Genomic DNA, 17,202 nt, shown 5'->3' with positions numbered 1-17,202 from the left:
GTATTTTGTCGTCTGGGGGCAAATTACTTGCCTAGCAAGCTGTCGATTTGCGCTGAAATAGCTCCGACTTCAAGATGATACTTTGGCTGGGCAAAATGGCTTTTTTCTTCTCAATGGCGCGCAGCAGAATCTTGGCGGCTTCCTTGCCGATTTCGTAGGCCGGCTGGGTAATCGTGGTGAGGGCCGGATCGAGTAGGGAGGCCACGCCCAGGTTGGAGAAGCCGATAATCTTGACGTCTTCCGGAATAGAGCGGCCCAGGTTTTTGCACGCCTGGTAGCTGCTGATGGCCAAGCGCTCGACGGAGGCAAAAACGCCATCTACCTCGGGGCGGGTGCGCAGCAGGTCCATTATCAGCTCGGTGTTGCGCTCGTCGCTGGCTTCGCCCTCCAAAACCAGGCGCTCGTCGAAGGAAATTGAATGGTGGGCCAGGGCCGCCTGATAGCCCTGCATACGCATGCGGCCGATAGACACATTGCCCGATACCGCCAGATGCACAATATGGCGGCAGCCGGCTTCAATCAGGTGTGTGGTAGCCATAAAGCCACTCTCGTAGTCGTTGGTCGTGACTTTGGCCGTGGCTACGGTGTCACACACGCGGTCGAAGAACACGATGGCGGGCTTGCTGGCGTACAGGTGCTGGAGGTGCTCAACGCCCTGCGCTTCGCTCGCCACCGACATTAGAATACCATCGACCCGGCCGCCGGTCAGGTACTGCGTAATGGCGACTTCCCGCTCATAATCTTCGTGGGTAAGATAAATGAGCACATGATAACCGCTCTGGCGAGCTATTTCCTCAATACCATTGATAGCCAGCGAGAAAAAGTGGTTGGCAACCTCCGGGATAACCACCCCAATGGTCTTGCTGACGTTGCGGCGCAGGCTGCTAGCGTAGGCATTTGGCTGGTAATTCAGCTCGGCGGCCAGGGCCTTCACCCGCTCTTTCGTTTGGGGCGACACCTCGTAGCTATCCTGGAGGGCTCGGGAAACCGTGGCAATTGATAGGTTCAGTTCCTGCGCCAGCCGTTTCAAATTTACTTGACTCATCAAACGCTTGAATGAAGCTGAAAATGGGTGAATATGGAGATTAATGGAAAGGGTAATAGCTCAGCTGAGTAAAGCTAACGCATTTTAAGCAATGGCAAATTATAGCGTAACGCGTAAAACAGGCACTGCCAGCACCCACGAATAGCATTATCACAACTCACTAATTCCTGGTGACTACGCCCTATTGCCATGTGCGACTGGCTTTGTTCCCACCCAGGAAAATGTAAACGTTTACGTAGATAAACAGGGCCTTTATCTATGATTTGACTGCTAAATCTACTGTACTTAGCAGGGCAGAGCAGTTAAAGAAAATGTTGAATTCCTCTCAATTCAGCAGCTTATGTGCTGTCCACCACCATCTCTTATTCCACTGAATAAGAAAGCCCCCCAGCATCAATAATTGAAATATTTATTGTTCGATTAGCGGCTGTGCCCGTGAATTGCTGCCGATTGCTCGTAGCAGCAAGCCTGTTTCTTCGTCTTTGCTCAACAACAATTCCCGCACCTCTATGAATCGTACTTTACATTTTCAACCGTTGCGTTGGGTTACAAGGCCGCTGATCCTGCTGCCCGTCCTCAGCCTCGGTTTTAACAATGGGCTACAGGCCGCTCCGGCTACTATTTCGCCTGTTGCTACTTCTCGTCCGCTGGCCGATGTGACCATTACGGGTCGGGTAATTGATGAGCGAGGCGAGGGTCTGCCCGGCGTGAACGTGGTTGTGAAAGGCACCACCAACGGAGCTCAGACTGACCCCGACGGCCGTTACAAACTCACGGCTCCGAGTGATGCCACGCTGGTGTTCTCCTTTATTGGGTACTTGGCTCAGGAAGTAGCCATAAATGGGCGCGAGACGGTAAACGTAGCCTTGGCACCCGACAACAAGACGCTGAGTGAAGTGGTGGTAGTGGGTTACGGCGTACAGGAGAAAAAGCTATTGACCACTTCCATTGCTTCCGTCTCGGCTAAGGAAGTCGAGTTACTACCGGTGGCCTCGCCCAATGAGGCGCTGGTGGGTTTAGTGGCCGGCGCCCAGGTAACCGAGCCATCCGGGGAGCCGGGTGCCGGGGCAGTTATTCGCATCCGTGGGCTAGGCTCGATTTCGGCTGGCAACTCGCCGCTGTATGTTGTGGATGGCTACCCACTTAACAACGCCGACAGCTACAACCAGATTCCACCCGGCGACATTCAGTCGATTCAAATTCTGAAGGATGCGGCGGCCTGCGCCATCTACGGCTCGCGCGGCGGCAACGGCATCGTGATTGTGACTACCAAGCGCGGCCGCAACGACGGCAAAACCCGCTTCAACTTCACCGCCAACACCGGCATTATTCAGGTAGCTAAAAAGGTGGACCTGATGGATCGTGACCAGTACCTGGATTACCTCCGCGAATCGTTCACAAATGGCAACCGCGCCATTCCGGCTCAACTGCAACCAGGCGCCCCAGATCTGCCCAACACCGACTGGCAGGACGAGGTGTTCAGCACCGGCATGCAGCAGCAGTACCAGCTGGCGGCCTCGGGGGAACCAACGTTTCGCGCTTTTATATCTCGGGGGGCTATTTTAAGCAGAAAGGCGTGGTAGATAACACCGGCTTCGAGCGGTTTTCTCTGCGGGCCAACTATGACGCGCAACTCAGCAAGAAGCTGAAACTGGGCTTGAGTTTGGCCCCCAACTACTCGCGCACCGACGTGAAACCGATTTCGGGGAGCTACAACGGCGGCAACATCCAGGGCGGCGGCCCTGGCGGCGAGACAGCCATCATAACTTCGGCGCTGATTCTGCCGCCCGTGGTACCGGTGCGCTTGGCCAACGGCGACTATGGCGCCATCCGCAACTCAGGTTCGGGCCTGACTACGCCGGGTGACCTGCTAAACCCTGTGTCTACCGTTGATTTATATAAAGACCGCGCCAGCGCCATACGCGCGCTGGGCTCTACTTACCTGGAATTCGAGCCTATCACGGGGCTGACGCTCCGCACCAATTTTGGGGCAGAGTTGCTCAACACCCGCCGCGCGATCTATGTGCCGGCGTCGTTGCCGACCAACAGCAACCAGGGCGCTAACATCTCTAACCCGGTACTCAACAACATCGACGCGCGGCAGGCCAACGGCACCAACCTGAACTGGGTGTGGGAGAATACGGCCACTTACAACCGCACGCTCGGCATCAACCATAACCTTACGCTGCTAGCTGGTTATTCAGCCCAGCGCAACACTAACGAAGGCAGCACGGTGCTGGGCCAAACGGGCACCTACACCAATACCAATATTGAGTACGCTACGGCCGCCGGCCAGCTGTTTGGGCAAGCCAACTATTCGGCGAACGCCCTGACTTCGGTATTTGGTCGCCTCGACTACGCCTTTAAGGAGCGCTACATTCTAACAGCTGCGCTGCGCACCGACGGCTCCTCACGCTTCGGCCCAGAAAACCGCTACGCTACCTTCCCCTCCGTGGCTTTGGCGTGGCGCTTGGGTGAAGAAAACTTCATCAAGGGCATTCCGACTATCTCCGAGCTGAAGCTGCGCGCCTCCTACGGCGTAACCGGCAACAATAACATCGGCGACTACAACTATCAGAGTTATCAGACAGCCGCCAACTACGTGTTCGGCGCGGGCACAGGCACTCGCTTCTATGGTTTTTCGCCTAATGGAGTGGCTATTCGCGACTTAAGTTGGGAAACGAATACGCAGTTCGATGCCGGTTTTGACCTGGGCTTGTTCCGCGACCGGATCTACCTGACGGTGGCCGCATACCAGCGCAATACCACTGATTTGTTGCTCAACCGCAACATTCCGGCCTTGTTAGGTTACTCGGCGCGGGCCCTAGCAAACGTGGGGGAAGTACGCAACCGCGGCCTCGAGTTTCAGCTGAACACCGCCAACATTGTGCAGGGCGACTTCACGTGGAGCACCGCCGCTAACCTCTCGATGAACCGCAACGAGGTCATTGCCTTGGCTGGCGCCAACGAGCAAATCACCTTCGATGCCGTGTTCGGTTACACCGGCTCCATTCGGGTAGTACCGGGCCAGCCGCTAGGTGTATTCTACGGCTACGAGCAGGAAGGACTCTACCGCGACCAAAGCGACATCGACAGCAGCCCCAAATGGACAGCTAGTAATACCGCCGTGCTGCCGGGTGACTTCAAGTTCAAGGACCGCAACGGCGACGGCGTTATCAACACCCAAGATATTGGTCCCATCGGCAACCCATTCCCCGATTTTACCTACGGTCTGCAAAACACTTTCGGGTATAAAGCCCTGTCGCTGGCCGTTACGCTGCAAGGCTCGCAGGGCAACGAGGTCCTCTACGGCGGCGACCGGTACACCTTCAACTCGCCGGGTCAAACCAACGGACGCGTGGAGCTAGTAGACCGCTGGCGCAGCCCCGAGAACCCCGGCGACGGCAAAACGCCCCGCGCCACTTCCGCTAGTTCGCTGCGCACGGTGTTCAACTCCTATTTCATCCACGACGCTTCATTCCTGCGCATCCGCAACGTGACGTTGCGCTACAACCTACCCGAGCAATGGGCTAAGAAAGCCAGCCTGCAAAACGCGAGTATTTACACCTCGGTGCAGAACCTGTACACTTTCACCAAATACGTGGGCTATAACCCCGAAGCCAACAACTACGGCAATACCAGCAACCCCACGTACGGCGTCGATCAGGGCTCTTACCCGATGAACCGCACCCTTACCCTAGGCATCCAAGTTGGCTTCTAACTCATTAGTGCTTAGTTGTTGGCACCTCGTGCTCAGGCCAGTCTGAAGCCAGAGCGAACCAAGCCCAATTAAGCCCTATCAACTTCTCTCATCATGACTTTCAACTACAAAAATATACTAGCAAGTGCTGGCGTAACGGTGCTGCTGGGCCTGACTTCCCTGGGCACTACCTCGTGTCGTGACGAATTTATTGACCTGACTGACCCCACGCGCCTGCCTACCGTCGAGGGCTACACCGATTCATTGAGCATCTTCAACGGGGTGACGGCGACTTACGCCTCCTTGCAGGACTTATACGGTCGCTCGGGCGGCAGCCGCGGCCTGTTCATCTTCGGCGAAATCCCGTCGGATAACAGCTTCACCGTGTCGTCGGGCGAGCGGCTCAACGAGTACAACGACTTCACGCTGGTGAGCGACAATCAGCACCTGCAGAGCTACTGGCAATCGACGTACCGCACTATTGCGCGCTGCAACATTGTGCTGAACCGCGGTGGCGCTGTCAAGCTCACCGATGCTACTCGCAACCGTTTCTACGCAGAAGTGCGCTTCATTCGGGCCTTAGCATACTTCAATGCCGTGCGCATCTGGGGCGAAGTGCCGCTGGTGACCCGCGAAATCGAAAGCATCCCCGAAGCCTACGAATTTGGTCGTAAACCAGTGGCGGAGGTGTACGCACAGATTGAGGAAGACCTGGCTTTCGCCGAAACTAACTTGCCGCCGACGCAAACCACTGCTAACCTCGGCCGCGCTACTAAAGGTGCCGCTACGGCTTTGCTGGGCAAGGTGCTGCTTACGCAGAAGAAGTATCAGCAGGCTGTGAGTACGCTGCAGCCGCTAGCTACCGGCACAACCTATGCGTTGCAGCCTACTTACGCCAATATCTTTCTGACTACCAATGAGATGAACAGCGAAATCATCTTCGCGGCGCGCTACAGCAAGGGCGCACTGGGGGTGGGTAGTGCGTTCAGCACGTGGTTTATGCCGGCTCTGCCCGCCGCCGTGGCTACCACCGTAAATGGCAATGTGGGCACCGGCCAGCAGTTCAATAGCGTAGATCCGGACTTGGTAGCTGCCTTCACAGCCAGCGGCACGACGGATGTACGCGCCACTGCCTCTTTCGGCGCTTTCACTAGCGGCAGCAACCCTACGCTCTACTACACCAAAAAGTACAACGACGTGCCTACCAGCGCCTTCGATGCCGAAAACGACTGGATCGTGCTGCGTCACGCCGATGTGCTGCTGATGTATGCCGAAGCCGTGAATGAGCTAGGCGGCCCCAACGCTGCCGCTCTGACGGCCGTGAACCAGGTGATTCGCCGCTCGCGCAACCTGCCGGTGGCTACGCCCAGCACCACCGTCGACTTGCCCGCCACCACTACCCGCGAAGCCCTGCGCAGCCGCCTGGAAGTGGAGCGCCGCTTGGAGCTGAATTTTGAAGGTCACCGCTGGTTTGATCTGGTGCGCACCGACCGGGCTATTCCAGTAATGAATGCTTTTTTCACCCGCGCCAACAGCACCATTCGCCTCAGCCAGAATTCGCTGCTGTTCCCCATTCCGGTGCAGGAAATCCAGACGAACCCGATTCTGACCCAAAACCCCGGCTACAACTAAGTAGTGAGAAGTGAGCTGGTGAACTGGCGCAGTTTACACCTCCCGAACAGTCAACTTCGCAACTCACTAATCCGCTATTTCACTTACTAAATCCTCTTATGACTTCACCGAATCTGCTGAAAACGCTGACGGCCGTGGTACTGTTGCTGCTTGGCACATTCAACAGCAAGCTAGCACAAGCCCAGTCTGCGTTGCTCCAAAATGCCCCCCAGCGCCGTGTATTGAGCCTGAACGGGTCTTGGAACTACATTATCGACCCTTACGAAAACGGCTTCTACGACTACCGCCGCGAGGCCTTCGATCAGTCGAAGTCGGGCAAGGGCGGCTACTATGACAACCAGAAGCCCAGCAGCACCCAGGAAGAGGAACTGATTGAGTACGACTTCGATAAGTCGCAGGCCATGCAGATTCCCGGCGACTGGAACTCGCAGCGGCCGGAGCTGCTGTACTACGAAGGCACCATCTGGTTTAAGAAAAGCTTCAACCTGACACCCAAGGCTGGCAAGCGCTACTTCCTGTATTTCGGGGCCATTAACTACGAATCGCACACTTACCTGAACGGCAAGAAGCTGGGCATGCACAAGGGCGGCTTCACGCCGATTCAGTACGACATTACCAGCCTGCTCAACCCATCGGGGGGCAATTTTGTGGTGGTGAAGGCCGACAACACCCGCCGCCCCGAGGAAGTACCCACCATCAACACCGACTGGTGGAACTACGGCGGCATCACCCGCGACGTGTTTATTGCCGAAACGCCTGATACATACATTGTTGACTATAAGGTACAGCTAGCCAAGGGCGACGCCAAAACGCTCAGTGGCTACGTCCAGCTCAGCGGTGAAGGCAAAGCCGGTCAAACGGTGAGCCTGAACATTGCCGAAGTCGGCATCAAGCAGACCATGAAAACTGACGCCGACGGACGGGCCAGCTTCAGCGTGCCGGCCCGCAAGCTCACGCTGTGGTCGCCCCAAACGCCCAAACTTTATGCCGTAAGCTTAAGCTCGGGCGGCGACGCAATTCAGGACAAAATCGGCTTCCGCACCATTCAGACCAAGGGCCAGGATATTCTGCTGAACGGCAAGCCCATCTTTATGCGCGGCATTTCGATGCACGATGAAAACCCGCTGATTCCCGGCCGGGCCCGCGGCGAAGGCGACTTGCGCATGATGCTGACTTGGGCCAAGGAGCTGGGCTGCAACTTCGTGCGCCTGGCTCACTACCCGCACAACGAAATCATGCTCAAGCTGGCCGACGAAATGGGCCTGCTGGTGTGGGCCGAAGTGCCCGTGTACTGGACCATTGCTTGGGAAAACCCCGCGACTTACCAGAACGCCGAAACCCAGCTTTCGGACCTGATCAGCGTGGGTAAAAATCGCGCGAGCATCGTGATATGGTCGGTGGGCAACGAAACGCCCTTGAGCGAGCCCCGCCTGAAGTTCATGAGCAACCTGGCGAAGAAAGCGCGCAGCTTGGATGATACGCGCATGATTTCGGCCGCACTGGAGCTACACCGCACCCCCGACAACGTGATTCACGTGGACGACCCGCTGGGTGAGTTCCTTGACCTAACCAGCATCAACGAGTACGCCGGCTGGTATTGGGGCGGCAAGCCCAGCGAAATTACTAAGTACACCTTCGACATCAAGTACAAGAAGCCCGTCATCATCAGCGAGTTTGGCGGCGATGCCCTAGCCGGTTACCACGGCGATGCCAACACTCGCTGGAGCGAGGAGTACCAAGAGGCGCTCTACGTGAACCAGCTAAAGATGCTGGGGGGCATTTCCGGCCTGCGCGGCATGACGCCCTGGATTCTGGCCGACTTCCGCGCCACCCGCCGCCAGCACCCCGTGTATCAGAACGGCTTCAACCGCAAAGGCCTGATTTCCAGCACCGGCGTAAAGAAAAAAGCTTTCTACGTGCTACAAGAATACTACCGGCAGATGGCCCAGAAATACGACGGCAAATAGCGCATGAAACCGATAAGCAAGAACGTCATGCAGAGCGCAGCGAAGCATCTCGCCAGCGGTAGTAGGATTACTAACCTTTCATCAGCACGCGAGATGCTTCGCGCTGCTCTGCATGACGTTCGCTTTGTTGGTGCGTCTCTGCTGTTACTTGGCGCTACTACTGCCGTTCAGGCCCAGAACCGCGACAGCGCCGAATACACCCTGCGCGTAGCGGCTAAAAAGACCATCAACAACTCCCAAATTGATGGGAAAGCGGGTTTCTCGGAGTACAAAAGTTACCCCACGCGCACCATCGCCCAGCTCCAAGACTTCAAACCCACTACCATCAAGCTAAGCAAATACGGCGGCAGGCTCGATAAGCGCACCAAGGCCACGGGCTTTTTCCACGTGAAGAAAATCGAAGGACGCTGGTGGGCTATTGATCCGGAGGGCTACTACTTCCTGCACAATGCGCCCAACGACGTGCAGCCGGGCCGCTCGGAGCGCACGAAAAAGGCGTTGCAGGAAAAGTATAAAGACAACGCAGGCTGGATGGCTGCCACCCGCAAGTTTCTGTTCGAGAACGGCTTCAACGGCACGGGCGCTTGGTCGGCAACCAAGGAAATTCAAGCCGAAAACATGAAAGCTGACAAGCCGCTGGCCTACACCATCAACCTGGATTTGATGAGTGGCTACGGGAGCAAGCGGGGCGGCACCTACGTGCAGCCTGGCCACAAAGGCTACCCCAACGACGTAATTTTTGTATTTGATCCGGGCTTCGAGGAGTTCGTGGAGGAGGCCACCAAGCAGCTGGCTAAGAACAAGAACGACAAGAACCTCTTCGGCTATTTCTCCGACAACGAGATGCCGCTGCTCCGCAAAAACCTCGATGGTTACCTCACTTTGCCCCCCGCCGAGCCCGGTTACGTAGCCGCCAAAAAGTGGGCCGACGAGCGCGGCATTACCCTGGCCACCATTACCGACCAGCACCGCCAGGATTTCCTGGCCTACGCAGCCGAGCGCTACTTTTCCATCGTGGCCAAGGCCATGAAAAGGAACGACCCCAACCACATGTACCTCGGCTGCCGCTTCCACGGCGCCCAGCGCTACTACCCCGAGCTGATGCGCGTAGCCGGCAAATACCTCGATGCCGTGAGCATCAACTACTACAACAACTGGACGCCCGAAAAGAAATGGGTGGCCGAGTGGGAGCAGGTGGCCGGCAAGCCCTTTATGGTGACGGAATGGTACGTGAAAGGCGAAGATGCTCCGGAGTTGGCCAACACTGCCGGCGCCGGCTGGGTAGTGAAGACGCAGGAGGACAGGGGGCTTTTTTACCAAAATTTCACGCTGGGTTTGCTGGAATCAAAGAATTGCGTGGGCTGGCACTGGTTTAAGTATCAGGACAATGACCCTACCCTAGTGGGCGCTGAGCCCTCGAATACCAATGCCAACAAGGGTATCGTGAATAACTACCTGGAGCCCTACAAACCGCTGCTGGATAAGATGCGCGAGCTAAACCAGCAGATGTACACCCTGGCCGATTTCTTCGACAAACGCCAGCCCCAACCATGAAGCAGGCCGCCACCTTACTGCTGAGCTTAATGCTCCTGCTAGCTAACTCAGTCGGTGCGCAGAGTCTGCGGCCGCGGCTGCGCGAGGTGGTGGCGCCGCCGGCGCGTAAGGAGCAGTTTCGGCTTTACCTGCTCATTGGGCAGTCGAATATGGCGGGGCGCGGGGTGGTAGCAGCGCAGGATACACTTCCTAATCCGCGGGTGTTGCGCCTAAACCAAGCCGGACAATGGGAAGTAGCCAAAGACCCTGTTCACTTCGATAAGCCGGTAGCCGGCGTGGGGCCAGGACTTAGCTTCGGCAAAGCCCTGGTTGCGCAGGAGGCCGGCATCACCGTGGGGCTGATTCCGTGCGCGGTAGGAGGGTCGGCCATTGCCCTCTGGCAGCCGGGCGTGTTTTACCCCCCACCAAAACCTACCCCTACGACGATGCCCTGGCGCGGGCCAAAGCAGCAATGCAGAGTGGTACCCTGGCCGGCATCATTTGGCACCAGGGCGAATCGGACAGCAACCCGGCCGGCAGTGAGGCTTATGCCCAAAACCTGACAGAATTGATTGCTCGGCTGCGTCAGGATCTGCAAGCTCCTAGCGTGCCCTTTGTGACTGGTCAGCTGCCCGCCTTTCAGATAGAAAAAACCGATAGCCTCGGTCGCAAAACCACTAATGCTGCGGCAATTCGCCTCAATGAGGCCATAGCTTCGCTTGCCCAAACTGTGCCGCATTACGCTTACATCAGCGCCGAGGGCACCCACGACAACGGCGACCAAATACACCTGGATGCCGCCTCCGCCCGGCTTATGGGCCAGCGCTACGCTCGGGCAATACGCAGTCTGCAAGCCAAGACCAAACGCCGCAAACGCTCCTGACGCTGCTTAGGCATTGCTTTAACAGCCCACTACTTCACTCCCCCGCTCATGAAATCGTTGCCTGTACTTGTCTTTTGCATCCTGCTACTGATGCAGTGCAGCAACAAAGAGTCCGGCGACGCGGCGCCAACGCCTACACCCCCAAAAACGCCCCCCAGCACCACATTACGGCAAGTAGCGCCCTTTCCGATGGGTGCGGCCGTGAACATTAATCTGCTAAAGACGCGGGCCACTTACCTGAACGTAGTAAAGACCGAATACAATAGCGTGACGGCCGAAAACGCCATGAAATTTGGCGCAGTGCATCCCAGCGAGACGGTTTACAACTGGACCGATGCGGACTATTTGGTGGAGTTTGCGCAGCAAAATAATGCCCGCATGCACGGCCACACGCTCATCTGGTACAAGTCGCTGCCCAGTTGGGTAACCAACTATCAAGGCAACACGGCGGCGTGGGAGAACCTGATGAAAACCCATATTCAGACCGTTGTGGCGCACTTTAAAGGCAAAGTGGCGGCGTGGGACGTGGTGAATGAAGCCTTTGAGGATGATGGGCAGTTGCGCAACAGCATCTGGCGGCAAAAGCTCGGCGACGACTACATCGCGCGGGCCTTCGAGTACGCGCATCAAACCGACCCTGAGGCTTTGCTTTTCTACAATGACTATGGCCACGAGTACAGCACCACGAAGCGCACGGCTATTCTGGGCCTAGTAAATAGCCTAAAGAGCCGTGGCGTACCGATTCACGGTATTGGCCTGCAAATGCATACTAGCAGTACTATTTCCAATACCAATCTGGCCAACGCCATCAATACGGCCGCTCAAACCGGCTTGAAAGTGCATCTGGCGGAGCTGGATATTGCGATGAATCGCGAGGCGTTGGCTACAGCCACCTTCACGCCGGCATTGGCCGCGGCGCAGAAAGACAAATATAAAGCCGTGGTGCAGGCATTCAGGGCGCTGCCGGCTGCCCAGCGCTACGGCATCACCACCTGGAACGTGGGCGACGCGGATACCTGGGTGCGTGGCTACTGTAGCTGCCCCGATTGGCCCCTGCCCTTCGACGAAAATTACCAACGCAAGCCCGCCTACGACGGCATTGTGGAGGCTTTACAATAATCAAGCACTAGTGCGGGCTTGAGAGAAGCCCGTGCTTCTATGTTCACTTGGCGGCCACTGGCCACATTGGGGAATGGAAAAGCAGCTTTTCAGTAATTCATGCGTCGGCCGCCTTGGTGGGTGAAATGCGTCGATGCTGATAGAAAAGCTGTGGTTAGTGGCCGCCAGTGAACATCTTATCCTTTGTTTTTGCCCCCCAGCGGCGACTTTTTTACCCTAAACTGAATGCGCCTACCTCTTCACAGATATTTACTCCTGGGATTGTTGCTGGCCTCCGGCACCACCGGATTAGCCCAGAAAAAGCCCCCCACCGCGGCTACTATTGAGCAGCGCGTCAGCAGCTTACTGGCCCAGATGACCTTGGAGGATAAAGTCGGCCAGCTCAACCAATACTCGGGTCGTGAGCTGACGGGACCGGCCAGCAACCGCAAAACCGATTTGCTCAACAGCATCCGCAACGGCCAAGTGGGCTCTATGCTGAACGTGAAAGGCGTAGCCGACACGCGCGCAATTCAAGCGGAAGCCATGAAGTCGCGCCTGAAGATTCCGCTACTGTTCAGCCTCGATGTGATTCACGGCTACCAAACTGTTTTCCCCATTCCGTTGGGCGAAGCGGCTTCCTGGGACTTAGCAGCCATCCGCGAATCGGCACACGTGGCGGCCCGCGAGGCAGCGGCTTCGGGCATTCACTGGACGTTTGCGCCCATGGTCGATGTGGGCCGCGACCCGCGCTGGGGTCGCGTGATGGAGGGCGCCGGCGAAGACACCTACCTCGGCGCCCAGATTGCCAAAGCCCGCGTGCTGGGTTTTCAGGGCGAGAAGCTGGGCGGCACCGACGCTATTATGGCCTGTGCCAAGCACTTCGCGGCCTATGGCGCCGCCCTGGCCGGCCGCGACTACAACGTGGTGGACATGAGCGAGCAGCAGCTTTGGGAGGTGTATCTGCCGCCCTTCAAAGCGGCGGCCGACGCGGGCGTAGCCACGTTTATGAACTCTTTCAATACCCTAAACGGCATTCCGGCCACCGGCAACAGTTATTTGCAGCGCGACATCCTGAAGGGTCAGTGGCAATATCCCGGCTTCGTGGTGAGCGACTGGGGCTCGATCAAGGAGATGGTAGCCTGGGGTTATTCGCTGGATAAAGCCGACGCTGCCCAAAAAGCCATAACCGCCGGCAGCGACATGGACATGGAAAGTGACGCTTATTCTGCTTCGCTGGCACAGCTCGTCAAAGATGGCAAAGCCGACATAAGGCTCGTGAATGACGCTGTGCGACGTATTCTGCGCAAAAAGTTTGAGTTGGGCCTGTTCGAAGATCCCTACAAGTTCTCGGATGCCAAGCGCGAAAAAAAGGTACTCAGCGACCCGCAACACCGGGTGGCTGCCCGCCAAATAGCGCAGAAATCCATCGTGCTGCTGAAGAACGAGAAGAACACGCTGCCCTTAACCTCGCAGCGCAAAATTGCCCTCATCGGCCCGCTGGCTAAGGCCAAGCGCGACCTGGCCGGCAGCTGGATTGTGCTGGCCGATACCACCCAAATAACCTCCGTGTACGACGGCCTGACCAAGCGCGACGGCAAAAATGCCCCCCAGGTGCTTTACGCCAAAGGCTGCGAGGTGCAGAGCGACTCCCGCTCCGGCTTCGCGCAAGCGGTAGAAACGGCCAAAGCCGCCGACGTAATTGTGCTGACGGTGGGCGAAACCTGGGACATGAGCGGCGAGGCCAAGTCGCGCGCCGATATTCGTTTGCCCGGCGTGCAGGAAGAGTTGTTTCAGGCCCTGAAAGCCACCGGTAAGCCTATTGTGGTGATTATCATGGCGGGTCGGCCGCTTATTTTCAACGCCATTGCCGATCAGGCCGACGCCATTTTGTACGGCTGGTGGCCGGGCTCGGAGGGCGGCACGGCCCTGGCCAACGTGCTGTATGGTGACTATAATCCGTCGGGCAAGCTGCCGGCTACGTTTCCGCAATCTGGGGGGCAAATTCCGATCAGCTACCAGCAATACAGCACTGGTCGGCCCGTTACCAAGCCCGGCGACATTCGCTACAAATCGGCCTACATCGATGCGCCCAATACGCCGCGCTACGCTTTTGGCCATGGGCTGAGCTACACTACGTTTAAGTATGACGGTTTGAAACTTAGCCAACCAAGCATGCGTGCGGATCAAACAGTGCAGGTGCAGCTGACGGTGACCAATACGGGCCAGCGCGCCGGCGAGGAAGTGGTGCAACTGTATTTGCGCGATTTGGTGGCCTCGGTAGCGCGGCCGCTGAAGGAACTCAAGGACTTTAAGAAGCTCAGCCTCAAGCCCGGCGAAACCCAGACCGTGACGTTCGTCGTCGATAAAGACAAGCTTGCCTTCTACAATCGGAAGCTGGAATGGGCCGCCGAGCCCGGTGAGTTTCAGCTCATGGTTGGCTCCGCCTCCGACGATATTCGGCTTGAAAGCAAACTAACCCTACTACCCTAAGCGACCTCTCTATATGCTTTCTACTATTCCCGTGCAGCCCGATGGAGCCACCGATTCCACTCCTCGCCCGAAGGCCGCTCTCGATCAATTTTCCCTACGCGGCAAAGTCGTTGCTATTACTGGGGCCACGGGTGTGCTGGGCGAGGCTATGTCGCTGGCCGTGGCGGAGGCCGGCGCCAAAGTAGCCATCCTCGGCCGCGACGCTACCCGAGCAGCGGCGCGCGTGGCGGCAATTCAAGGCATGGGCGGCGAAGCTATGGCGGTATTAACGGATGTCCTGGACCAGGAAAAAATGCAGGCCGCTTGCGACGAGATTCTGGCTGCTTGGGGTTCTATTGACGGTTTGGTGAATGCAGCGGGGGGCAATATGCCCGGCGCCACCATCGGTCCCGACCAGGATTTGTTTGATCTGAGCATTGAGCAAACCCGCCAGGCGGTAGACCTGAACCTGTTCGGCACCATCATTCCTACCACCATCTTTGGCCGTGTGATGGCCGAAAAAGGACGCGGGTCTATTGTAAATATTTCCTCTCTTACCGCCCAACGGCCTTTAACTCGGGTGCTGGGCTACACTATGGCCAAGAAAGCGGTGGAAGCGTACACGCAGTGGATGGCTTCGGAACTAGGCCTGCGCTACGGCGGCGCCCTGCGCATGAATGCTATTGCCCCCGGCGTTTTCCTGACCGAGCAAAACCGTTCGTTGTTACTCGACACTGACGGAAATCATACAGATCGGGCCCGCAAATTCATCGCCCACACGCCCTTTCAGCGTTTCGGTGTGCCCGAGGAACTGACCGGTACGCTGATCTACTTGCTCAGCGACGCCTCCCGCTTCGTAAGCGGTGAAACGATATTGGTGGATGGTGGCTTCAATGCCTTCAGTGGCGTATAATTGGTCATTAATCAGTTTAAAAGGCAATCATGCAGAGCGCCGCGAAGCATCTCGCGTGTTTAATTGCAGGACTAATCTCATCCCATCAGAAGGTCATGCTGCGCTGGTCGAAGCATGACAATATTCTGACAACGACCGCGCGTGATACCGCATTCTGCCTGACGTCCTCCTAGTTTTTTCTTCCCTATGCCTATCATTCAAAGCTGGCGCTGGTACGGCCCCAATGACCCCGTAAGCCTCTCCGACATCCGTCAAGCCGGTGCTACCGACGTGGTATCGGCCCTGCATTATATTCCGAATGGTGAAGTGTGGCCCATAGCCGACATCAAGCAGCGGCAGGCTGAAGTAGCCGCGGCGGGCCTCACGTGGAGCGTGGTGGAAAGTGTGCCCGTGCACGAGCAGATCAAAACCCGCACCGGCAACTTCGAGCACTACATTGCGAATTACCAGCAAAGCCTACGCAACTTGGCTGCTTGCGGCATTCATACCGTCACCTACAATTTTATGCCCGTGCTTGACTGGACGCGCACGGATTTGGCCTACGAAGTAGAAGATGGCTCCAAAGCGTTACGCTTCGAAAAAGATGCGTTTGTAGCCTTTGATGCGCTGCTGCTGAAGCGCCGCGGGGCTGCTCACGAGTATACGTCTAAGGAATTGACGCGAGCCGAGACGCGCTTAGCTGGCATGAGCGACGCCGAGCGACACCAGTTAGAGCGCAACATCATTGCCGGCTTGCCCGGCTCAGAAGAAAGCTTCACGCTCACTCAGTTTCAGCAAGCGCTAGACGCGTACGACGGCATCGACGCAGCGCGACTGCGGCAGCACCTGATTCTGTTTCTGCAAGCCATTGTGCCCGTGGCCGAAGAAGTAGGCGTGAACCTGGCCATTCACCCCGACGACCCGCCTTACCCTATTCTAGGCTTGCCGCGCGTGGTCAGCACAGCCGCCGACGTGGAGGCGTTAGCCACCGCGGTGCCTTCGCTAAATAATGGCTTATGCTTCTGTACCGGCTCCTTCGGCGTGCGGCCCGATAACGACCTACCCCAGATGGTACGCCAGTTCGCCGACCGGATTCATTTTATTCATCTGCGCAGCACCCAGCGCGATGCGGGAGGCAATTTTTACGAAGCCAACCACCTGGAAGGCGACGTGGATATGTACGCCGTGATGCGCGAGCTAATAGCCGTGATGCGGCAACGCCAAGTGAGCCTACCCATGCGCCCCGACCACGGCCACCAGATGCTCGACGATCTGCACAAAAAGACCAATCCCGGTTACTCCGCCATCGGTCGCCTGCGCGGATTAGCCGAATTGCGCGGTCTGGAAATGGGCATTTCCCGCAGCTTAGCAGCGGAATAAGTAACTCCAAAACAGCACGGAGACGCAACACTTTGCGTCTTGCCGTTGCTATGTTGGTCGTTCAGGCGGGAGAAGGTCCTTCCTTCGTCAGGATGACAGAATATTATGATTCTGACAGCAACATTTGCCCCCAGCCACTTAGGCAGCGAAGTATTTATCCACCAATTCGTCCGTCAGCTCTCGCGAACCTAGCTGCCCGTTTTGGGCGGGCGGAAAAGCGTTACGGCAGAACCCAGCCTGGCGCTGGAAGTCGTACAGCGCGTGACTTTTGCCGTTGATAAGCAGCACGGCCGTATTTTGGGCTTCGTCCCAGAAGATTTGCGCCGTTATGGGCACTTCCCGATCTTCAATATCAGCCACGTTGTAGATGTGGAGCGCATCGAGCAGTTCCAGCTCATTGCCGTTGCGCAACGCGTAGAAGTAGCCGGTGGTGCCGTCGTCTTCAAACAGAACCTGAAACTCGTTATTCGCAGCCGCGCTGCTGATTAAGCGGTTTTTTTCGCCGGGCTCTGGTTCGCCAACTCGGAATTTTTCTTCGACGCTTAAGATCATAGCTGCAATAAAAAAGGAGCCGCTGGATGGCGGCTCCTTCGTTTTACG

General features: G+C 57.0%; 13 protein-coding genes. 11 read left to right on the top strand and 2 right to left on the bottom strand.

The annotated features are described in order from the left end of the window. Positions 1-31: 31 nt before the first annotated feature. Positions 32-1,045: a LacI family DNA-binding transcriptional regulator gene (locus tag G7064_RS14215; protein ID WP_166074104.1), complete on the bottom strand. Its 1,014-nt coding sequence runs from the start codon at positions 1,043-1,045 to the stop codon at positions 32-34. A gap of 509 nt (positions 1,046-1,554) precedes the next feature. Here G7064_RS14215 and G7064_RS14210 point away from each other — a divergent pair. The 11 genes from G7064_RS14210 to uxuA all read left to right on the top strand — a co-directional run bounded on the left by G7064_RS14210 (position 1,555) and on the right by uxuA (position 16,602). Next, a complete protein-coding gene (locus tag G7064_RS14210) occupies positions 1,555-2,628 on the top strand; it encodes a carboxypeptidase-like regulatory domain-containing protein (RefSeq protein WP_166074103.1) in 1,074 nt (357 codons plus the stop codon). Continuing rightward, on the top strand, positions 2,622-4,766 hold the full coding sequence (locus tag G7064_RS14205) for a SusC/RagA family TonB-linked outer membrane protein (RefSeq protein WP_166074102.1): 2,145 nt from the start codon (positions 2,622-2,624) through the stop codon (positions 4,764-4,766). Before G7064_RS14210 ends, G7064_RS14205 begins: the two co-directional genes overlap by 7 nt. 93 nt (positions 4,767-4,859) lie before the next feature. Then, the gene (locus G7064_RS14200; RefSeq protein ID WP_166074101.1) at positions 4,860-6,377 is read left to right on the top strand and encodes a RagB/SusD family nutrient uptake outer membrane protein; all 1,518 of its coding nucleotides are present in this window, start codon (positions 4,860-4,862) and stop codon (positions 6,375-6,377) included. Positions 6,378-6,475: 98 nt separating this feature from the next. After that, positions 6,476-8,344: a glycoside hydrolase family 2 protein gene (locus G7064_RS14195; RefSeq protein WP_166074100.1), complete on the top strand. Its 1,869-nt coding sequence runs from the start codon at positions 6,476-6,478 to the stop codon at positions 8,342-8,344. 93 nt (positions 8,345-8,437) lie between these two features. Next, positions 8,438-9,898, top strand: coding sequence for an agarase (locus G7064_RS14190; RefSeq protein WP_166074099.1), 1,461 nt, complete (start codon positions 8,438-8,440; stop codon positions 9,896-9,898). Further along, a complete protein-coding gene (locus G7064_RS22760; RefSeq protein WP_262888612.1) occupies positions 9,895-10,440 on the top strand; it encodes a sialate O-acetylesterase in 546 nt (181 codons plus the stop codon). Before G7064_RS14190 ends, G7064_RS22760 begins: the two co-directional genes overlap by 4 nt. After that, positions 10,350-10,760 carry a sialate O-acetylesterase gene (locus G7064_RS22755; RefSeq protein ID WP_262888611.1) on the top strand — a complete coding sequence of 137 codons (411 nt, stop codon included), beginning with the start codon at positions 10,350-10,352 and terminating at the stop codon, positions 10,758-10,760. The genes G7064_RS22760 and G7064_RS22755 overlap by 91 nt, the downstream gene beginning before the upstream one ends. Positions 10,761-10,808: 48 nt before the next feature. Beyond that, positions 10,809-11,879 (top strand): endo-1,4-beta-xylanase, encoded by a 1,071-nt coding sequence (locus tag G7064_RS14180; protein WP_166074098.1) that lies wholly within the window; start codon positions 10,809-10,811, stop codon positions 11,877-11,879. Positions 11,880-12,104: 225 nt separating this feature from the next. Beyond that, complete coding sequence (gene bglX, locus G7064_RS14175) at positions 12,105-14,351, top strand: beta-glucosidase BglX (RefSeq protein ID WP_166074096.1); 2,247 nt, start codon at positions 12,105-12,107, stop codon at positions 14,349-14,351. A gap of 13 nt (positions 14,352-14,364) precedes the next feature. Continuing rightward, the gene (locus tag G7064_RS14170; RefSeq protein WP_166074095.1) at positions 14,365-15,243 is read left to right on the top strand and encodes an SDR family oxidoreductase; all 879 of its coding nucleotides are present in this window, start codon (positions 14,365-14,367) and stop codon (positions 15,241-15,243) included. Between the two features lie 186 nt (positions 15,244-15,429). Next, on the top strand, positions 15,430-16,602 hold the full coding sequence (uxuA, locus tag G7064_RS14165) for a mannonate dehydratase (RefSeq protein WP_166074094.1): 1,173 nt from the start codon (positions 15,430-15,432) through the stop codon (positions 16,600-16,602). A 138-nt stretch (positions 16,603-16,740) separates the two neighbouring features. On the opposite strand, the gene G7064_RS14160 is transcribed toward uxuA, so the two are convergent. After that, positions 16,741-17,154 carry a DUF2251 domain-containing protein gene (locus tag G7064_RS14160; RefSeq protein ID WP_166074093.1) on the bottom strand — a complete coding sequence of 138 codons (414 nt, stop codon included), beginning with the start codon at positions 17,152-17,154 and terminating at the stop codon, positions 16,741-16,743. Between the last annotated feature and the right edge of the window lie 48 nt (positions 17,155-17,202).

Source organism: Hymenobacter sp. HDW8, from assembly GCF_011305775.1.
Classification (GTDB): Bacteria; Bacteroidota; Bacteroidia; order Cytophagales; family Hymenobacteraceae; genus Hymenobacter; species Hymenobacter radiodurans.
The sequence above is the reverse complement of the archived record's forward strand: the minus strand, read 5'-3'. Positions and strand labels throughout refer to the sequence as shown.

Excerpts from the sequence above, each read along its gene's own strand:
- G7064_RS14170 (WP_166074095.1), top strand. The coding sequence starts at position 14,365 with ATGCTTTCTACTATTCCCGTGCAGCCCGATGGAGCCACCGATTCCACT.
- G7064_RS14200 (WP_166074101.1), top strand. The coding sequence starts at position 4,860 with ATGACTTTCAACTACAAAAATATACTAGCAAGTGCTGGCGTAACGGTG.
- G7064_RS14180 (WP_166074098.1), top strand. The coding sequence starts at position 10,809 with ATGAAATCGTTGCCTGTACTTGTCTTTTGCATCCTGCTACTGATGCAG.
- G7064_RS14190 (WP_166074099.1), top strand. The coding sequence starts at position 8,438 with ATGCTTCGCGCTGCTCTGCATGACGTTCGCTTTGTTGGTGCGTCTCTG.
- uxuA (WP_166074094.1), top strand. The coding sequence starts at position 15,430 with ATGCCTATCATTCAAAGCTGGCGCTGGTACGGCCCCAATGACCCCGTA.
- G7064_RS14160 (WP_166074093.1), bottom strand. The coding sequence starts at position 17,154 with ATGATCTTAAGCGTCGAAGAAAAATTCCGAGTTGGCGAACCAGAGCCC.
- bglX (WP_166074096.1), top strand. The coding sequence starts at position 12,105 with ATGCGCCTACCTCTTCACAGATATTTACTCCTGGGATTGTTGCTGGCC.
- G7064_RS14210 (WP_166074103.1), top strand. The coding sequence starts at position 1,555 with ATGAATCGTACTTTACATTTTCAACCGTTGCGTTGGGTTACAAGGCCG.
- G7064_RS22760 (WP_262888612.1), top strand. The coding sequence starts at position 9,895 with ATGAAGCAGGCCGCCACCTTACTGCTGAGCTTAATGCTCCTGCTAGCT.
- G7064_RS14195 (WP_166074100.1), top strand. The coding sequence starts at position 6,476 with ATGACTTCACCGAATCTGCTGAAAACGCTGACGGCCGTGGTACTGTTG.
- G7064_RS22755 (WP_262888611.1), top strand. The coding sequence starts at position 10,350 with ATGCAGAGTGGTACCCTGGCCGGCATCATTTGGCACCAGGGCGAATCG.
- G7064_RS14215 (WP_166074104.1), bottom strand. The coding sequence starts at position 1,045 with ATGAGTCAAGTAAATTTGAAACGGCTGGCGCAGGAACTGAACCTATCA.